Source organism: Photobacterium indicum (genome assembly GCF_003026215.1).
GTDB classification, from domain to species: Bacteria; Pseudomonadota; Gammaproteobacteria; order Enterobacterales; family Vibrionaceae; genus Photobacterium; species Photobacterium indicum.
In genome coordinates, this window is the sequence record NZ_PYOC01000011.1 from 115,457 (window position 1) to 133,191 (window position 17,735).

15 protein-coding genes are annotated in these 17,735 nt (G+C 44.4%); all 15 read right to left on the reverse strand.

Translation table 11 applies throughout. The features are described 5' to 3' along the window. Positions 1 to 29: 29 nt before the first annotated feature. A complete protein-coding gene (gene mreD / locus C9J47_RS21830) occupies positions 30 to 518 on the reverse strand; it encodes a rod shape-determining protein MreD (RefSeq protein WP_107243692.1) in 489 nt (162 codons plus the stop codon). After that, positions 508 to 1,368, reverse strand: coding sequence for a rod shape-determining protein MreC (gene mreC, locus C9J47_RS21835; protein ID WP_107243691.1), 861 nt, complete (start codon positions 1,366 to 1,368; stop codon positions 508 to 510). The genes mreD and mreC overlap by 11 nt, the downstream gene beginning before the upstream one ends. A 40-nt stretch (positions 1,369 to 1,408) precedes the next feature. Continuing rightward, complete coding sequence (locus tag C9J47_RS21840; protein WP_006232401.1) at positions 1,409 to 2,452, reverse strand: rod shape-determining protein; 1,044 nt, start codon at positions 2,450 to 2,452, stop codon at positions 1,409 to 1,411. A gap of 114 nt (positions 2,453 to 2,566) precedes the next feature. Beyond that, positions 2,567 to 7,027, reverse strand: a complete 4,461-nt coding sequence (locus C9J47_RS21845; RefSeq protein WP_107255391.1) for a DUF6701 domain-containing protein — start codon at positions 7,025 to 7,027, stop codon at positions 2,567 to 2,569. Beyond that, the gene (locus C9J47_RS21850) at positions 7,024 to 7,452 is read right to left on the reverse strand and encodes an MSHA biogenesis protein MshP (RefSeq protein ID WP_107255392.1); all 429 of its coding nucleotides are present in this window, start codon (positions 7,450 to 7,452) and stop codon (positions 7,024 to 7,026) included. Before C9J47_RS21850 ends, C9J47_RS21845 begins: the two co-directional genes overlap by 4 nt. Then, positions 7,442 to 8,227, reverse strand: a complete 786-nt coding sequence (locus tag C9J47_RS21855) for a PilW family protein (protein WP_107255393.1) — start codon at positions 8,225 to 8,227, stop codon at positions 7,442 to 7,444. Before C9J47_RS21855 ends, C9J47_RS21850 begins: the two co-directional genes overlap by 11 nt. Next, on the reverse strand, positions 8,227 to 8,880 hold the full coding sequence (locus tag C9J47_RS21860) for a type IV pilus modification PilV family protein (RefSeq protein ID WP_245903580.1): 654 nt from the start codon (positions 8,878 to 8,880) through the stop codon (positions 8,227 to 8,229). The genes C9J47_RS21855 and C9J47_RS21860 overlap by 1 nt, the downstream gene beginning before the upstream one ends. Positions 8,881 to 8,882: 2 nt before the next feature. Further along, entirely contained in the window at positions 8,883 to 9,407 is a 525-nt protein-coding gene (locus C9J47_RS21865) for a prepilin-type N-terminal cleavage/methylation domain-containing protein (RefSeq protein WP_107255394.1), read from the reverse strand. A 105-nt stretch (positions 9,408 to 9,512) separates the two neighbouring features. Beyond that, positions 9,513 to 9,977, reverse strand: a complete 465-nt coding sequence (locus C9J47_RS21870; protein ID WP_107255395.1) for a type II secretion system protein — start codon at positions 9,975 to 9,977, stop codon at positions 9,513 to 9,515. A gap of 13 nt (positions 9,978 to 9,990) precedes the next feature. Then, a complete protein-coding gene (locus C9J47_RS21875) occupies positions 9,991 to 10,581 on the reverse strand; it encodes a prepilin-type N-terminal cleavage/methylation domain-containing protein (RefSeq protein WP_107255396.1) in 591 nt (196 codons plus the stop codon). A 490-nt stretch (positions 10,582 to 11,071) separates the two neighbouring features. Beyond that, positions 11,072 to 12,292, reverse strand: coding sequence for a type II secretion system F family protein (locus C9J47_RS21885; protein ID WP_107255397.1), 1,221 nt, complete (start codon positions 12,290 to 12,292; stop codon positions 11,072 to 11,074). Positions 12,293 to 12,302: 10 nt separating this feature from the next. After that, on the reverse strand, positions 12,303 to 14,015 hold the full coding sequence (locus C9J47_RS21890; RefSeq protein WP_107255398.1) for a GspE/PulE family protein: 1,713 nt from the start codon (positions 14,013 to 14,015) through the stop codon (positions 12,303 to 12,305). 4 nt (positions 14,016 to 14,019) lie between these two features. Continuing rightward, on the reverse strand, positions 14,020 to 15,198 hold the full coding sequence (locus tag C9J47_RS21895) for a tetratricopeptide repeat protein (protein WP_107255399.1): 1,179 nt from the start codon (positions 15,196 to 15,198) through the stop codon (positions 14,020 to 14,022). 2 nt (positions 15,199 to 15,200) lie between these two features. After that, positions 15,201 to 16,043 carry an ExeA family protein gene (locus tag C9J47_RS21900; protein WP_107255400.1) on the reverse strand — a complete coding sequence of 281 codons (843 nt, stop codon included), beginning with the start codon at positions 16,041 to 16,043 and terminating at the stop codon, positions 15,201 to 15,203. A 3-nt stretch (positions 16,044 to 16,046) separates the two neighbouring features. Further along, positions 16,047 to 17,726 (reverse strand): pilus (MSHA type) biogenesis protein MshL, encoded by a 1,680-nt coding sequence (gene mshL / locus C9J47_RS21905; protein ID WP_107255401.1) that lies wholly within the window; start codon positions 17,724 to 17,726, stop codon positions 16,047 to 16,049. Positions 17,727 to 17,735: the final 9 nt, after the last annotated feature.

Genomic DNA, 17,735 nt, shown 5'->3' on the forward strand with positions numbered 1-17,735 from the left:
TTCCGTCATTGTCTAATAACAATGTAACACTAACGAATAGAAAACTTACGACGTACACGACGTAATAATAAAAATAACCATGGCCACAACAAGAAGTTAAGCAAAATCGCCCATAATTGTTGAGGGTCAAAGGTGATTTCTGACACTAAATACTCAGCCCAGAATTCAACCAGTTTACCCACCAATGTGAGTACGGCGATAATCACGGCTTGCTGCCACAAGGATAAATTCCGTAGCATCTGGAAATTTAAAGCAATGATGTAACACAGTATTGACATCATCAGCCCGCGAACACCGAGGGTTGAACCTAGCATTAAATCCCACAGTAAGCCGACAACCAGTGCCGAACCCACGTTAACACGGTGTGGTAATGCCAATACCCAATAACACGTAATCAATAACACCCATGACGGGCGAAATGATTCCAGTACTCCAGGCCACGGGGCAGCTTGAAGAATCAATGCAAAAATAAATGTAAGCCAAATTAGCATACGGCCATTAGGTCGACTACTCGCCACTTGTCGGTACCTCTTCTTGCATGTTTTCTCGTTCGGTTGGCCATACTAATAACAAGTAACGCAAGCGATCAAATTGTACCGTAGGACGGGCTTTAATCTGCGCAAATGGACGTTTGTTATCAAATGAAAACTCGGTGACATAAGCGACAGGATACCCTTCAGGATAACGCCCACCAAGCCCCGATGAAACCAACAAATCACCTACTTCAATATCAGTGCTGCTTGGTACGTGCTCAAGCTGCATCAAATCACTCTGACCACTGCCTGATGCGATCACTCGGATATCATTTCGTACAACCTGAATAGGAATGGCATGCGTTGGATCGATCAATAGTAATACACGGCTATTATGAGCACCAACATACGATATTTGACCCACGATACCTTTTTCGTTGATCACCGGCTGGCCTTCATAAACACCGTCAATGCGGCCTTTATCGATCATTACCTGATGGCTATACGGATCAGAATCTACCGCCATCACCTCGGCAATCATCTTACGTTCATCACGAACGAAAGGTGAACCTAATAGCTCTCTTAAACGCTGGTTTTCTTGCTTTAACTGATCAAGCAATAATACTTCGCTTTGCATAACCAGAACATCACGCTTCAGTGCTTTATTTTCTGACAAAATACGCTGATGTGAGCTCACCTGACTTGATACACCATCTAACATTTCTCGAGGTAAGTTAGCGGCATATTGAAGGGGAGCAATCGCTGAGTTCAGCAAATAGCGTACGTTTGCAAAGGCATCAAGGCGGCTGTCGGCCAGCATAAGGCTAGCCGACAGTAATATGGCAAGAAACAGGCGTAATTGCAGAGAAGGACCTCTGCCAAATATAGGTTTCATGTAACGCTATAACCTGTTTTGTCGATTGCTTGGGGTCGCATTATTCCTCGCTAAAGAGGTCGCCACCGTGCATATCAATCATTTCTAATGCTTTACCACCACCACGTGCAACACATGTTAGCGGATCTTCAGCAACAACTACTGGAATACCCGTTTCTTCTGTTAGTAGACGGTCTAGATCGCGAAGCAATGCACCGCCACCTGTTAGTACCATTCCACGCTCAGAAATATCAGATGCTAGCTCTGGCGGACACTGTTCAAGTGCAACCATAACTGCTGATACGATACCTGTTAGCGGCTCTTGTAGCGCTTCAAGGATTTCGTTCGAGTTTAGCGTAAAGCTACGCGGTACACCTTCTGCAAGGTTACGACCACGTACTTCAATTTCCAGTACTTCATCACCAGGGTAAGCTGAACCGATTTCATGTTTGATTCGTTCAGCCGTTGCTTCACCAATCAAGCTACCGTAGTTACGACGTACGTAGTTAATTACTGCTTCATCAAAGCGATCACCACCAATACGTACAGATGATGAATACACCACACCGTTTAGTGAGATAACAGCAACTTCTGTTGTACCACCACCGATATCGATCACCATTGAACCCGTCGCTTCAGACACAGGCATACCTGCACCGATAGCAGCAGCCATTGGCTCATCAATCAAATACACTTCACGCGCACCAGCACCTTGTGCTGATTCACGGATTGCACGACGCTCAACTTGGGTAGAACCACAAGGAACAGCAACCAAGACACGTGGGCTCGGGCGTAAGAAACTATTGTCATGCACTTGCTTAATAAAGTGCTGCAGCATTTTTTCTGTCACGTAGAAGTCGGCGATAACACCATCCTTCATAGGACGAATTGCTGCAATATTACCAGGTGTACGACCCAGCATCAGTTTTGCATCATGGCCAACAGCTGCAACGCTCTTGGCTGATCCGTTGCGATCCTGGCGGATAGCAACTACTGAAGGTTCATCGAGAACGATGCCCTGTCCTTTGACATAAATAAGGGTATTGGCGGTACCCAAGTCAATAGAGAGATCGTTAGAAAACATGCCACGAAGTTTTTTAAACATAGTCGTCGACTAATCCTGAAAGCTCAAAATTCTTTAAATTGCGCTAAATGTACCAAGGGGCAAGGAGCGAGACAAGGTATCGTTTGTCAAACCTGCCACAGATCTGCATTTTATTTAGTTAAGCAGCTGATTCATGCCCTTTTCGCCCCGATAAATAATTCTATCGTTGCCACGGTAAACACCAAAGGTGACGACGGCTGATGGGTTTTCATCACCAAGTCCACGCCAATTGTAAAGCAGCCAACGCTGTGGAGTGCTACCAATATTGCCGCTTTGGCAGTTAATATCCTTATCATTGTTATTAATCTTTTGTGGGGTGCTGTTAACCAATTTCTGCCAAAAGCGAACTTGCTCGCGATACCCCTCAACTGGCTTGCCATCTTTTTGGTACGGTACCGCCTCGAACTGACCGGAAGAAATTTCTCCGCTATTCACGTTTCCTTTACCAGTAGTTTTAGAGTCACTAGCTAGAGTTTCTGACTGAGCAATGATCTGAGCGCAATAGCGATCGCCATCAAAAAGAGATACGTTATCTTGCTGATGGGTTTCGAACTCAAAACCATTCCAAAATTCAACCCGCAACGGAATAGCAATATTGCTATCAGAGCGACCCGCAGCATCATCCATCACCATTCGGCCATAACGAGTATTAAAGTTTGCAAACTTCATTGCAGCCCGAGGTTCTCGGCAATCCGCATCACCATTACAATACACCACATCCATATCGCCATCGATTTCCGGATAGCCGATCCTTTCAGCCTCATCGAGACTCAGCTCTTCGAGCAAAATACCCAATGCGACATCATACGGACCATCTTCTGTCGTCGTAGCTAATTGGGGGGGAATAGCTGAGCTGGTTATATCACGTAAAAACATCAACGTGCTCCAGCCAACGGTGATATGGGCGCCTTGCCAATTTTTTTCCCAACTCTTAGGTAGGCCACTCCAGTCAATTCGGTCTGTCAGGCGATTGACAGGGCCAAACTCAATCGCACTGTCGATAGCTTCCATCTCAAGGCCTACTTGATAGCTTGAAGAGAAATCACCGTAATTGACCGTTGCTTGATCTGCTGCATTTTGCGCTTCGACTTTTACTCTGGTCTCAAAAGATTGGTCCATATAAACAAAGCTCTGATTATCGGGATATCGAATACCACTTTCAGTGCTTATTAACGAGAAAGATGCCGGATAAAAACGTCCTACAGGGCGATAGCCCATATTGATATCCATTCCCAAATAACTGGCTTGAGTGTCGCCCTGCAGCAAGATACTCCCCACCTCATCCCAGCTTGCAGTAAATGCAGAACCTTCAATTAGGGTATTACCCAGCGGCAAGCTAGTTAGGTTTCCGCTGACAGAACCAACTTTGGTCGGCGAATGCGGTTTAACCCCGTCACCACTAGGGATAGTCAGTGCAACAGATGCTGTAGGGGCATCGTTTTTATAAAAGTTTGGCGTATCTGAGCGGCTACACATGCCAGATGTGTCAACAGGAGAGGTTGCATTTTGCTCACTGTTAATATTATTGCTTCCACTATCATCATCAGTCCAGATAACTGGCTTGGCCTTTAATGAGAAGTTTTCGCCAGAAGCAATAAACGCACGCCCACTTTCTGAGGTTCCGGTGGCACTTTCAATATACGGTTCAACCGCATTACACAAAGCAAAAGTATATGGTCGCGACCATACTGACTGCTTCCCTTCTAGCCGGGTCCAGTCACCGATGTCATACTGTGATAACGTTTTACTATCAGGCAATATCTCACAACCAGCCGTAAGGCTGCACTGCGGGTCATAGATAGTTAGCGCTGTCTTACCAGCATCTAAATACCTTAACTCTGCAGTTGCTATTCCCTTATCAAAATCCAGTTCAATTTCATCGTCCAACCAATCACTTGTTGCTGAAGATACCCGAAGTTCGACCTTCTTATCACCAGTTTTAGGGGCACTATAGGCTGTACTAAACTTCAGTTTTCGCTTGCCATCATAGCCAACCGAGACTTCATCGCTGCTAGCTGTTTTACACGCCTTTGCCTTGATACTGATACCGACAGGCTTGCCCGCTACGACTGGTAGGTAACTGTCCGTAATTTCAAATTTAAACGGCACAAACCCATATTGACCTACAGCTACCTGACTACTATCTGTCGATAAGGAGCCAGTTGCTTCAATAGTCCCCACCACATCACTTTTCAGCCAAAGGGTCACCTTACCATTGCCATCAACATTAAAAGCATGGGTCAGGCTTACATCCAACTTACTGTCTTCGCCATCTTGCTCGCTGAGATACCAAAAAGCCTTGCTGGCGGTCGATAACGAACTCGTGATGTTAACCAGACCATCGTAGTTCCCCGCTGGCACACCGTTTTCGTCTTGAACTTGAAATTCAACAGGCTGGCGATCGCAGGTGAGGGATAAATCCTGCTCTGGAGTCACGATGATCTGATAGTCATGCTCTAGAGGTGGCTTACAACTGCTGATATCACCGATGACTCTAGGCGAGCCTTGCATATCCAATACCTTAGCAGTAACAGCACCAGTAATTTCCGTAGTTCCTCTCATATGTACCAAGTTTTCACTCAAAACAAAGGCGTTAAACTTACTACTTCCCTCTAGTCGAACCTCGGCATTCGAGTTATGTGCAATAATGTATAACCCTGCAGCTATACTTTGGTGGTTTAATCGTGCATTACCAGAAATAACAAGCTTGTTAACGTTAAGAATGGTATCGCTAGTCACTTCAACGATGGCACTGCCGCCAATCGATAACTCGCCAATCCAATATTCGCCACCAGTAAACTCTACCCGCGAGTTGCCTCCAATATTGACTGATTCATAGCTACCGCTACCTAATTTATCAACATCACTACCGGTAAAAATAATCTCATCACCACTCGGCGTAAAATTAATAAAGGGGGGCTGTTCAACCATCAGATCAGGAGTTGCAATACATCGACCATTCACACAGCTGCTATTATGTTCTGGCGGACTATCGATACTAGGGAAACCAATATTAGTACCGTTATGTGCATTTACAATCACCGACGTCCAATCGAGCTTGGCATTCCCCGCTTCAGACCAAGTTTGCGCTGGTCCTGTTAGGTATTCACAAATATTTATCGTTTCTTTTTCTGTAGTGAAATAACCAACATCCTCTGGTAAATGTGAACGATCCCTGTCGTCTTCATCAACCACAAAGCTGGCTTTATTACCGTCCAACCGACAGCGACGTAACCAACCTCCATGAGCACCGTTACGCTCCATTTTCTTAGCAACTACACTGGATATATCACCCAAGCCTAAATCATGTAATGTCGAACAGCCCAGCTCTAAAGGCTTATTGCCGGTGGCATTTGGGGTCGTAAATTTGCCAAAGTTGAACTTGTAACCGTCGACCTTTCCACCACCAGAAAGTGTCGCTATATAGCCAATTCGTTCCGTTTGATATTGATGAGAATGGCTCCGAGAACGGGAAAGCTCTAATGAGACCTCCAGCCCTTTTTTCGGGATAACCTGAATCGTTCTACTCTGGTTGCGTATTGCGGCAGTTAACCATTTATCATTATTTGCTGACTGCACCTGAGTCAGCACCACAGGGTTCGATGAAAACGCATTATTCAAGCCAAAATCAGAAAATCGTCCTGCCGACCAAGCGCTATCATTCGACTTACCTGGACCATTCTTATAAACCTGCTTGTTAGTATCAACGTAGCCAGCGACGACCGTATGGCCGTTAAAGTCGGCCGTTCCCGGTTCAACGACCAGATAGTCGACCTGCACCATCTGATTCGTACTCTTTCCCACAATTGTCGGGCGCTTGATATCAAAAGAGACTTGCTTGGCGTTAATATCTATACTATTCAAAAAAACAGAGGCTGGTGCATCGCTATCTGGGTTTGTGCCATTCTTCCCCGCATCTTGCTTGCCTATCGTCGGCATCAAAATAACAATCGGGGTATATTGGTAATCTTTGGTTAGTGGGAAACTACACGATGATGAATCACAGGTTGCCGAGCCAAACTCAAACTGGGCATTTTCATTGTATTCAGGTTTTGGTACTGGTATTGGCAAGCTACCACAGGAACCTTCAGCTAGACAGGTTCCTGTTATACTGTCTCCCAATACTCTGACATTAATATAAGGGTCAAATTTATCGGCACCTACCCTATTTCTAATATTAATAAATGTCGATGATATATAAGTGCCATCAACACTGTACTCTAGCTGGCCATATATATTTCTAGAGTTATAAGAATCATCATTGACAAATTTAACTTGGAATTGATGCTCCTTTCCATCATTAAGATAGTCTGTTTCATTTACTCCCTGCCCGTAGCCAAAGTAATCATTATCATCCGTCCAGATTGGATGATAATAATAGTCACCTTCAATTCTAATTCGGTTACTACCATCCGATACCAAGTTAGCAGTAATACAAAATCCATCCTTAGCATTAACTGTGGCTCCATTGCTCAAACACTGCGAAGCTTGTGTGCCAACACTGACTAGACTAAAAAAGAGAACAAATACACAGCGTAAAGAAATGAGTTTATAGATATTCATATATTTGCTCATTGTAAATCCTTCGCCCACGTTTCCTGTGTCCTTGTTACCTGCAATGCACCCGAACCGCACGTTGCTGTGCTTTCTAGATAAAACGTTGTCATTGTTGAACCCGCTCTTGATACCGAGCTTGGTGTACAGGTGACTGTTGCTCTACAGTTATAATTATTGGCGGGTGTAAATGCAGAACTGCCATTACACACAGTGGCATTAGCACCACTGACACCAATCGGAAACAATAAATTCAACATCATTTCATTACCTGAATGGGCTGTGAACCACGCCCGAGTACCAAGCACCTCTCTGGTCGTGGTATCTTGGCTTGACCAATCTATGCGGATCATCGCAGCGGCCATTAAAGACATCACAACGATAACGAAGATAGCGACAATCAATGCACCACCCCGTTGTTTACGATAAGCATTTTTATAAAACATTGATCACCTGCACACTGTGGTTGTAATTGGAGGTTTCTCCTTGAGACCCATTTTGGCTCGTACGCGGATCCTCAACAGTAATGGCAATGTGCACAATGCCATTACTGTTGAGCCCTGCTCCTGTGGCACTTACATCAAAAACATCAATTTTATTGCTCAGCACCACGGCATCTTCGCCCTCTTTTTGACGGGTTAATGTTCTATCACCGTCGTAGCAAAAAGAAACCTGATCGCCATAAAGATACAAACGTTTGGCGGGTGACTGACTTTCAATCACATTGGTATAGCGTAATGTAGCCACATTATCTAATAACGTAGCACTAACAGCTGTCGGTTTAAGTACTTCTCCGTATTGTTCGGCAGAAGTAAAACCCACAGCAATGCCAGTATTCAGAATGACAGCGCTCCCGTCATCATTAGTTGCTGTCCATAAAGCCCGCTCATCGGTTCTTGGCACAATTTCTATCTGGCTCGCGGTAGCTGAAGGTTGGTCAAAATAATAGGCAGTAAGATAAGCAGGGTAAAAAGATAGGCACGTTTCATTAGCATTCACGCTAACACTGTTGGGCGCAGCATGGCGCACCTCACGGGTTAACCTTTCCATCACAAAGCGCGCTTCTGATTGCAATCGCTCACGATCTACCGCACTAATATAGCCATCAGTACCAAGCCGAAGGAAACTACCGATACCCAGCGAGATAATAGCCAAAATAACCAAAGCAATAATTAATTCCAGCAAGGTAAAACCATGTTCAGCCCTATAAGCACGGCTCATCAGTAATTACTCCTATAGGCAATAAACTCATAATCACCATAACGAGTAGTCCGGATATGAACAGAAATACGTTTATGATCGGTTGTTACACCAGCGTCAGTGCCGGTGAAACCGTTATCATAAAAGACATTAACTTCCGCCCAGATATTCTGATAATCATCTCCGGGAATAAAGTCGGTTAACTCCCCAATTCGCGGGAAGCTGCTATTGTTGCATTGCGCTTCAGTTCCCCAGCAACCAATAAAATCATCAACATCGTCAGCAAGTGTGATTTTTAGCAGACCATCGTCAGTAAGCTCATTATCAGCATCATCAGCACCAAGTGAACCTTCAGGTTTAGCTGGGGTACACGCGACCATATCTCCAGTTCTTGGGTTTGCCTCCCCACAACGGACCACACTGTCACCGTTAGGATCTGACTTACTGTCAAACTTACGGGATAAAATTTCATTTAACATGGCATGGCCAATCGCAGCGGAACGGGCCTGATAATGCGGGATAGCCGAACGCTCTGCCTGTGGGAATAGAAAGCTGGTTAACGTCACCATGGCAATACCCATAATAACGATCGCCACAATGCCTTCAATCAGGGTAAAGCCTTTTTGCGATGTTATCGTTGGCATTGAACATTTCGATGGAGCAGCGAGTCGCATTATTAACATCCCCCTTCGTCAATGAAACCTTCACGGTTAATACACATACTAAGAATGTTATTGTCTCGCGATTGCAAGTTGATCTGACAGCCATCGTTACAAATACGCTCTCCGGCACTGTTTACTGGTCGTCCTAATAAATCAAAATACACGGTATTTGAGGCCATACTCGGTAACGTAAAACGTACTCGGCTTACCTCCCCCTGTAATACTCGGCTCGATGTCTCTGCCGTAGATTGCATAGGGCAAGTGCTGCCTGTAATTAACCCCATGCAAGATGTTTGGTCATTAGTGCCAGCAATTATACGCAGCGGAAAAGTTGTTCTTTGAGATCCAGTGGCTTGCATGGCGGTGATTTGAATTTGACGGGCAATAGCAATGGCTTGATCGCGAGTGATAAAGGCATCGAAACTGCTGCGTCCACTCATTCGCGAGGCAGCTGTTAGGCTGATGATACCCACCAAAATAATTACCACGATCAATTCAATTAAGGTAAAACCGCGCTGCTTATACTTGCCGTAGGGCATAATTCACCCTGAGTGAGAGTTGATAGGAGTAGTGGGTTCTATTTTATAAAGGTATGATATAACATACCTTTATAAAATAGCGCTCCGAAGAGCGCCATCTATATATTACTTAGTACCGGTACACGCATCACCTGTTGTAAATAATGTTGATGCGGCTTGAGATATACTGGCAGCTTGTGTATAAGTGATAATACACTCACTAGTCTTAGAGTTACCTTCGTAGGTGTAAACAATTGCACCATTTCCTTCAGAAACAAATTTCCAATCATTCATACCATTTACAGCCGCATTAAGAGCAGCCGAAGTTGCCGCAGGGTAACCAAAGATAATATCAATTCCATCAACTGTCTTCGCATCTGCTGCATTTGCAGCTTCTAAGCCATTAATAGCAGCCTTACCGTAAGTAATACCAGCGGCGCCATCAATTGCCCCTTTCAGCCCTTGCAACGTTGATTCGCGAGCATCATTTTGCAGGTTCAAGAAACGTGGTGCAGCTGTTACTGCCAAAATACCCAGAATAACAATCACAACCACTAATTCGATTAGCGTAAAGCCGCCTTGACGTTTCATAACTCACTCCTAATTATTGTAAATTTACTTCGACTTGGCCAAAGGCCGGTTTGTAGATAAATGAATGTCCCGCTTCAACATCTGTTGAACCTGAACCCTTGGTACCAGCCGAAGCTAGTTGGTAATAACGACACTGCTTGCTGGCATCCGAACCTTCAACAGTGACGTAAAATAAATAGTTGCCATTGGTTGCATCTGACGATGACGTCGTTGCAAGCGGCGGGTTTTGCAATAGGTTATTAATCAGATCTAAACAATCATTCACATCAACACTATTTACATCACTTTTGTTACTTGCTTCTAATGCAAATGGATAACCGTCGCGCACTGAATCATCGGCGATAGCTTTGGTTAATGAAAAAACCGTTCCGTCATAATTTACGACATTCTGGCTGTTATCATCGGCTGGTCGACCATAGGCTTCCCACTGCGCACGGGCAGACAATGCAGCAGTGGCATAACCACCCGCAATACCTTTAATTGATGACTTTTTAGCTTCATCTGTTACTTGAATAAAGCGTGGCAATGCAACAGCAGATAATAAACCGACAACGATAATGACAATCACTAACTCAACAAGGGAAAAACCACTTTGTTTTTTCATTTTTTATTAATACTCTTGTCAATATTACAACGTAATTCGCGTCAAAAAACCGTCGATATGTATTGTCTCATTTTCATACGATAATTCCAGCCCTTTACCGTCAATTATCTGGTATTCACAAGAATTATAACCACTTGAGTTCACAGTTTTTTTATTAGACAAACTTATATAAGGCGAGACTACTTGTTCACCAGATAATAAAATCCACATTTTCGTACAATTTATTTGCCTTGATTCGACCACTATTGGCCACCCAAGCGTGGTAAAACTCAAGTCTATATTATCAACGGTTATATGATTAGGTTTATCATTAAGTTCCCATAAATTACGGAGACTTACCGCATTATTATAAAAGTTACTAACCGTCAATTTTACTTTTGTCTCTTCCAGTTTTTCATTCAGTTGTGACCATTTACCAAGTAGAACGACTATTAGTAACAGCATAAGTGTCAACCAAATAAACCCTTTCAATCGAGTAAAAGGCAGTCGCTCAAACACCCCGTGCAACATCAAGCATGCCCCACATTGGTAGGAAAATACCCAAGGCTAAAATCAAGACCATTACAGCAACGACCAACAATAAAAGCGGCTCTATGCGTGCTGTTAAGGTTTTTAAATCGTATTCAACTTCACGATCGTAAAAATCAGAGACTTCTAATAGCAAGTTATCGACTTGGCCCGTCTCTTCACCGACCGCGATCATCTGCAAAACTAACGGGGTAAACACACCTGAATCGGTGGCCGTACTGGTAATACTGTTACCGCTTTCGATTCCATTTTTCATTTCAATTAAGCGGTTCTCTAAAAAGCGATTACCCAACGCTTCTGCTGACATTTGAATTGCCTGATTCAGCGGTACACCCGCCCTAATCATTAAGGCAAAAGTTCGAGAGAAACGTGACATCTGAGCACGGTTAACTATATGGCCTACCACAGGGGTTTTAAGCCGCCAACTATCCCAACGTTCTTGACCGTTAGGGGTTCGTCGCCACATTTTAAGCGCTAACGTACTAACGATTCCGGCACCCAGCATTAAGGGCCAATAGTGAACAAAGAAATTTGACGTGCCAATTAAGATCCGAGTCGGTAACGGTAAATCGACACCAAAGCGCGCAAACATAGAGGCAAATTGAGGGATCACTTTAATATTCAACACTACCATCGCGAGCATAATCGCGGAGATCACAAACAACGGATAACGCATCGCTGATTTAATTCGACGGCGTGTTTCCATTTCTTGTTCAAAATAGTGAGCTAGCTGTAATAAGGATTCATCCAGTCGACCAGTGTTTTCACCAACGTGAATCATCGAAACAAACAAGTCAGAAAAAACCCGACGATGCTGTTTCATCGCAGCCGACAATGAATGACCATTGGTTAAGTCAGTCATAACTGCATCCAATGTTTCTTTCATTAGAGGATGGCTAGCACTCTGCCCTAACCCTTTGATGGCCCTTAATAGCGGCACACCGGCTTTGGTTAAACTGTAAAGCTGACGACAAAAAATCACTAAAGCTTCTAGTGGAATATCATTTTGAAACAGTTGCTTAAAATCGAAGCTATCCCCTTTGGCCTTACCTTGGCGGATCTCTAAAGGAATAATGCCTTGGCGCATCAGTACATCGGCTGCAACCTCTTGGTTAGCCGCTTCTACTTGTCCGCGTTGTAATTGACCTTTGCTACCTCGGCCACGGTAATTAAATACTGGCATCAACTATGTCCTAACCCAAAAAGCCATCATTAAGATCGCCGTCCCCCAGAATAAGTACTTCATCAAGGCTGGTTCGCCCCTCGAGTGCTAATCCCATCGCTGAAGCAACTAAGGGTTGGTAACCTTCAGATTCACGGGCTATCTGACTAAATAACACTGCGTTATTATCACGAAGGGCATCCATCATAGCTTGATTCATTTCAAGTAATTCAAACACACCAATACGCCCTTTGTAACCAGTAAAGTTACAGGTTTGACAGCCTCGACCTCGGTGAAATTCACGGTGTTGATGCTCAGGAAAACGCGCCTTTAGCCACTGGGTTTGAGCGGCATCGGGGGTTTCAATTTCACCACAGTCACGACATACACGACGTACTAAACGCTGCGCTAATACCGCACGCACTGCACTCGCGACTAAGTAACCGGGGGCTTCCATATCCATCATTCGCAGTGCGCTATCTATCGCATCATTGGTATGTAAGGTGGATAACACTAGGTGGCCAGTTAACGCTGAACGCAAGCCGATTTCGACCGTTTCTTGGTCGCGCATTTCACCCACCAGAATAATGTCGGGATCTTGACGTAAAAAAGTACGCAATATAGAAGAAAACGTCAGACCAATTTTACTGTTCACTTGTACCTGATTAACCCGTGGTAAACGGTATTCCACCGGATCTTCAGCTGTGATCAGTTTTTTACCCGGCTTATTCAATTCGCTGAGTGCACCATACAGCGTGGTGGTTTTACCTGACCCCGTAGGGCCAGTTACTAAAATCATACCGTGAGGGCGTTTTAGCTGTCGACGAAACCGCTGCAAAATATCTGTCGGCATGCCGACTTCATCGAGGTTTAGAATACCTGCCGATTGGTCAAGTAAACGCATTACAACCGATTCGCCGTGTTGCACTGGCATGGTAGAAACACGCACATCGACAGAATGCCCGCGTACTTTGACATTAAAACGCCCATCTTGTGGCAGACGTTTTTCAGATATATCGAGGCCACTCATTAATTTAAGGCGTAAGACTAACGCCGATGCCACACTGGCTTCATTTAATAATGTTTCATGTAATACGCCATCAATACGCTGACGAATACGAAGTACATCGGTATCAGGTTCGATGTGAATATCTGACGCACCGACTTGAATCGCATCTTCAAATAATGAATTGATCAGCTTAACAACGGTGACTTCTTCGTTGTCATCATCAAAGCCAAAAGCAAACACTGAGTCCGTTTTGTGCTCAGCTTGTAACTGCTCTGCAAAGGACACAATTTCTTTCGTGCGTCGGTAATAACGATCAAATGCCGCAATCAATTGACGTTCACGTGCTATTACTAACTCAACTCGGTATTCACCTAGCTGGTTATACACCGCTTCTTGAGCCGCAAGATCGGCAGGATCACTCATTGCAACCCGAACGGTGTCGCCACGATGATCGATAACTAATGCACGTAAACGGCGAGCATGCACTTCTGATAGTAGCGATACCGCTTCCATATCAATGTTAGCGCGCGTTAAGTCGACTAACGGGATATCAAGCTGTTGCGACAAAAACGACAACATCTGTTGTTCAGTTAAGAACCCCATGTTGATCAATGTATCGCCGAGCTTTCGCCCAGTACTTTGCTGCTGTGAAAGTGCTTGTTCTAATTGAGCTTGAGCAACAATGCCTTCATCAACCAGCAAGTCACCAAGACGTTTTCTTAATCTAATCTGCATCGTCTTAGCTCTCTTTTGCTGATAATAACGACAAGCGTTGTTGAATAAACTGTTGTGATTTAGCGGATACCCGCCCCATTAATAAGGCTTGCTGATACGCTTCTTTTGCTTTTTTACCATTGCTGTCACGCTCTAATGCAATGCCTAACCCCATCCACCAGCGTCCATCATAAGGCTCTGACTTCACTAATTGTTGGTAACTATTAAGCGCCATTGCATTATTTTTAAGCTGCTGTGATAACGCGCCACGCATCGCCATGTAAGCAGCATTTTCTTCTTTAGGAATACGCGCTAATACATTTAATGCCGCTTGTGGTTGTGATTCATTCACCAAGAGCTTGGCGAGAGTTAAGCGGAGTTCTGGCTGCTCCCCCTCTCGTGATAACCCTTGCTGCAGCACAGCAAGCGCTTTGCGGGTATCCGTTTTACCGTAATACAGTGCCGCCAGCTTTTGACGCACTTTAATCCGATCTGGCTGGTACTTAATGGCTGATTCTAAATGCACAATGGCTTTCTTGCTGTCACCTTGTTGTAGCAATTTCATTGCACGACCGTATTCAATATCGGCAAGTTGCTGGGTATTCAGTTCCACCGTTTCAATACTTAAACCTTCATCATCATTGCCCCAAGATGCCGTTTCTTCATCAACGTTTTGAGGAAGATTTTCTTGACGTTCAATATACTCAACCGCGATGGGCATCGGTTTAGGCAGTGCTTTTTTCGGCGTAGCTGGTGTGATGTTAGCGATTTCTTTCACCTTCACCTCAACAACAGTCTTAGGTTCAGGTTTTACTTGCAGCGCCACTTTAGGGGCTACCTTGATTTCAGGTTTAGATTCAGGTTTAGGTTCAAATTTTTCTTCTGATATAGACGCTGTGGCAATGCTTTCAACTGATGCAACAGGCACGTCGACAGCTGGATTTTTAGCAATAGACTTTTCAACAACAGAGGGTTCAGCCTCTGCATGTGAAGCCACGACAGCCGTATCCGGTTGACCTTGTTGGCCAAACCACCAGCCAGCAGCCCCAGATAGCACAGTAATACACAGACCCGCGGCTGCCACTAATGGCCATTTTTTAGCTGGTACTGGCCTGATATAAGCGGCAACTAATGGATCCGTTTTAGCTGTGTTTTTTGCGTTTTGCTGCGCAAGCTCGTTAAGCTTTTTATTTATTTCACTCATGCTTAACTCCACCCCCATAATACGGGGTATGTCCACTTAGGTTGTCGTGCGCTTAATGTATCTTTAATTGCCATGAGTACTTCTTTGTTCGTGACTTTCCGTTGATTGCTGCCGTATGCCGCAATTAATGCTTTATGACATAACTGATTAATTATTCTTGGAATTCCTTGGCTAGATTTCCATAATGCGCGGTAATCAGGCTGGGTAAATAAGACTTTACGGCAACCAGCCTGTTGCAACCTGTATTCGATATACGAGATCGTTTCAGCCAAATCTAACGGGCGTAAATTAGCGCGAAAAGTAATTCGCTGACGAAACTGGCGTAAATTATGCCGTGCCAAACGTTGATCTAATTCAGGTTGGCCAAGCAACACAATCTGAAGCAGTTTTTCTTGCTCCGTTTCTAAATTACCCAGCAAGCGAATAACTTCAAGCGCCTCGTCTGGCAAGGCTTGCGCTTCATCAAGCAATACAACTACAGTTTTCCCTTGGCTTTTTCGCTGAATCAATTCGTCATGAATACGCTCAGTGAGTGTGGTGTTATCACCATCTCGACTTAAGTTCAGCTCACTCGCTAAAGCAGCCCGCAGTTCATGCCCATTCATTGCTGGGGTCGGCAAATACGCCAGATCAAACCGCTCTGGCAGTTGATTGATCAGCATGCGGCACACCAGTGTTTTACCGGTACCCACCTCACCCGAGATTTGAATAATTCCCTCACCCATTTCTAACGCTGACAATACCGTTTGAATTGCCTCTAAATGAGGAGGCAATGCATAAAATAACGACGTATTTGGCGTTAAAGCAAAAGGGGCTTGATTTAATCTAAAGTGAGACTGATACATGGCTCAACCTTGCTCAGGGAACCATTCAGTTACCAATGCACGAGATCGTTCGATCTCTTGCTGCCACGTCTGATCATCAACCACTGTCGGCTTAAGCAAAATCACCAGTTCCGTTTTCGACTGCACTTTATTGACGTTTCTAAATAAATGCCCAAGACCTGGAATATCACCTAAGAAAGGGACTTTAGAGACTTGATCATTGATTGCTGACTTCATCAAACCACCGATAACAACAACATCACCACTACGAGCAAAAATGACCGAATCAGATTCTCGGATAGAGCTTTTAGCGAGTGGTAGTTTATACACGCCGAATGTTGCACCTAGATCGATATCTTTGGTCTCGTTAACCACATCAACAACAGTAGGGTGAACATGTAACAACACGCCACCCTCATCATCAATCTGCGGGGTAACATCTAATGAGATACCAGAAAAGAATGGGGTAAGTTCTATATCTGGCGCTGAAGTGCTGTTATCACCACTGACTTCACCACCAGAAATATCAGTAACGAAGTATTGATCGCCACCGACTTTAATCACGGCTTTTTGGTTGTTAGCAGCTGTCACTCGCGGGCTAGATAGCACATTCAGATCGCCTTGTGTTTCAAGAAAGCTCAATACCGCCTCAAAATTACCATCACTGATAGTGACATTGGTTTGCCCACCCAACAAGGATGAAATAGCATCACCACCCGGTAAGGCTGCCGGACCAGTGCGCCCAAAGATAATATCGGTACCACCAATGCTTGAGGTTATATTGCTCCAGTTAACGCCCTGCTGATAACCATCGCTGAGTGTGACTTCCATTATTTTGGTTTCAAGCACAACTTGCCGCTTTAACCGCTTTTTCGACGCACCAAGAAACTCTTTCACTTCACGTAATTCATTCGGATAAGCACGCACCGAGATCAAGCTCGCTTGCGGTGAAACAACAATAGTTCGCCCTTCCCCTGAGCCAATCATTGCTTGTACCGCTTTTTCTAACTGCGACCAGAAATCGCTTTCAGACGTTGTTTCAATCGTTGTACCACCGGTAGCTGTACTCGAATTATTGCTGTTTGAGCCACTGTCTGAGTTGCTGTTACTGCTATTGTTCGAATTGCTGCTATTACTGTTGTTACTGCTACTATTTGAACTCGATGAGCCTGAGTCACTGTTCGTAATTGAGCCTGTAGTGATAGAAGTCAGGGAAATGCCACGGCGCTTAAGCTGTAAATAGTCAACAGGAATCGATTCGGTGCGCAATGTCGCTGGGAATATTTGAATTATGTTCCCCTTACGTGTGGCGCTATAACCATAAATATCAGAAACAACATCCAAGACTTCATCTAGCGTTACATCACGTAATGTTAAAGAGATACGACCTTGTACATTGGGATGGATCACCATGTTTAATTGCGTGCCTTTCACCAAACTACCAAAGAAGGTACGTGCCTCAACATTTCGCGCGCTAACACGAAAACGTTTCTCTAAAGCTGATGATGCCATGTAATCATTACTGCCAAAGCTCGGCATCAAATCATCATTAACCGCTGAAGGTAAATCATCTAGCGGACGACTGTTTGCCTCGTTTGCAGCAACATTTAACGCTTCTTTTATTTCAACCGGATCTTGATGTCCCATATTGGTTGAACAGCCTAATAAAGAGGCTAAAAGTATTCCTATGACTAATCCACGCATGCTAGCTGC

What these genes read in the sequence shown, in the direction of transcription:
- C9J47_RS21840 (WP_006232401.1), bottom strand. Translation starts at nt 2,452, where the DNA reads ATGTTTAAAAAACTTCGTGGCATGTTTTCTAACGATCTCTCTATTGAC.
- mreC (WP_107243691.1), bottom strand. Translation starts at nt 1,368, where the DNA reads ATGAAACCTATATTTGGCAGAGGTCCTTCTCTGCAATTACGCCTGTTT.
- C9J47_RS21845 (WP_107255391.1), bottom strand. Translation starts at nt 7,027, where the DNA reads ATGAGCAAATATATGAATATCTATAAACTCATTTCTTTACGCTGTGTA.
- C9J47_RS21850 (WP_107255392.1), bottom strand. Translation starts at nt 7,452, where the DNA reads ATGTTTTATAAAAATGCTTATCGTAAACAACGGGGTGGTGCATTGATT.
- C9J47_RS21855 (WP_107255393.1), bottom strand. Translation starts at nt 8,227, where the DNA reads ATGAGCCGTGCTTATAGGGCTGAACATGGTTTTACCTTGCTGGAATTA.
- C9J47_RS21900 (WP_107255400.1), bottom strand. Translation starts at nt 16,043, where the DNA reads ATGTATCAGTCTCACTTTAGATTAAATCAAGCCCCTTTTGCTTTAACG.
- C9J47_RS21890 (WP_107255398.1), bottom strand. Translation starts at nt 14,015, where the DNA reads ATGCAGATTAGATTAAGAAAACGTCTTGGTGACTTGCTGGTTGATGAA.
- C9J47_RS21895 (WP_107255399.1), bottom strand. Translation starts at nt 15,198, where the DNA reads ATGAGTGAAATAAATAAAAAGCTTAACGAGCTTGCGCAGCAAAACGCA.
- C9J47_RS21875 (WP_107255396.1), bottom strand. Translation starts at nt 10,581, where the DNA reads ATGAAAAAACAAAGTGGTTTTTCCCTTGTTGAGTTAGTGATTGTCATT.
- C9J47_RS21865 (WP_107255394.1), bottom strand. Translation starts at nt 9,407, where the DNA reads ATGCCCTACGGCAAGTATAAGCAGCGCGGTTTTACCTTAATTGAATTG.
- C9J47_RS21860 (WP_245903580.1), bottom strand. Translation starts at nt 8,880, where the DNA reads ATGCGACTCGCTGCTCCATCGAAATGTTCAATGCCAACGATAACATCG.
- C9J47_RS21885 (WP_107255397.1), bottom strand. Translation starts at nt 12,292, where the DNA reads ATGCCAGTATTTAATTACCGTGGCCGAGGTAGCAAAGGTCAATTACAA.
- mshL (WP_107255401.1), bottom strand. Translation starts at nt 17,726, where the DNA reads ATGCGTGGATTAGTCATAGGAATACTTTTAGCCTCTTTATTAGGCTGT.
- C9J47_RS21870 (WP_107255395.1), bottom strand. Translation starts at nt 9,977, where the DNA reads ATGAAACGTCAAGGCGGCTTTACGCTAATCGAATTAGTGGTTGTGATT.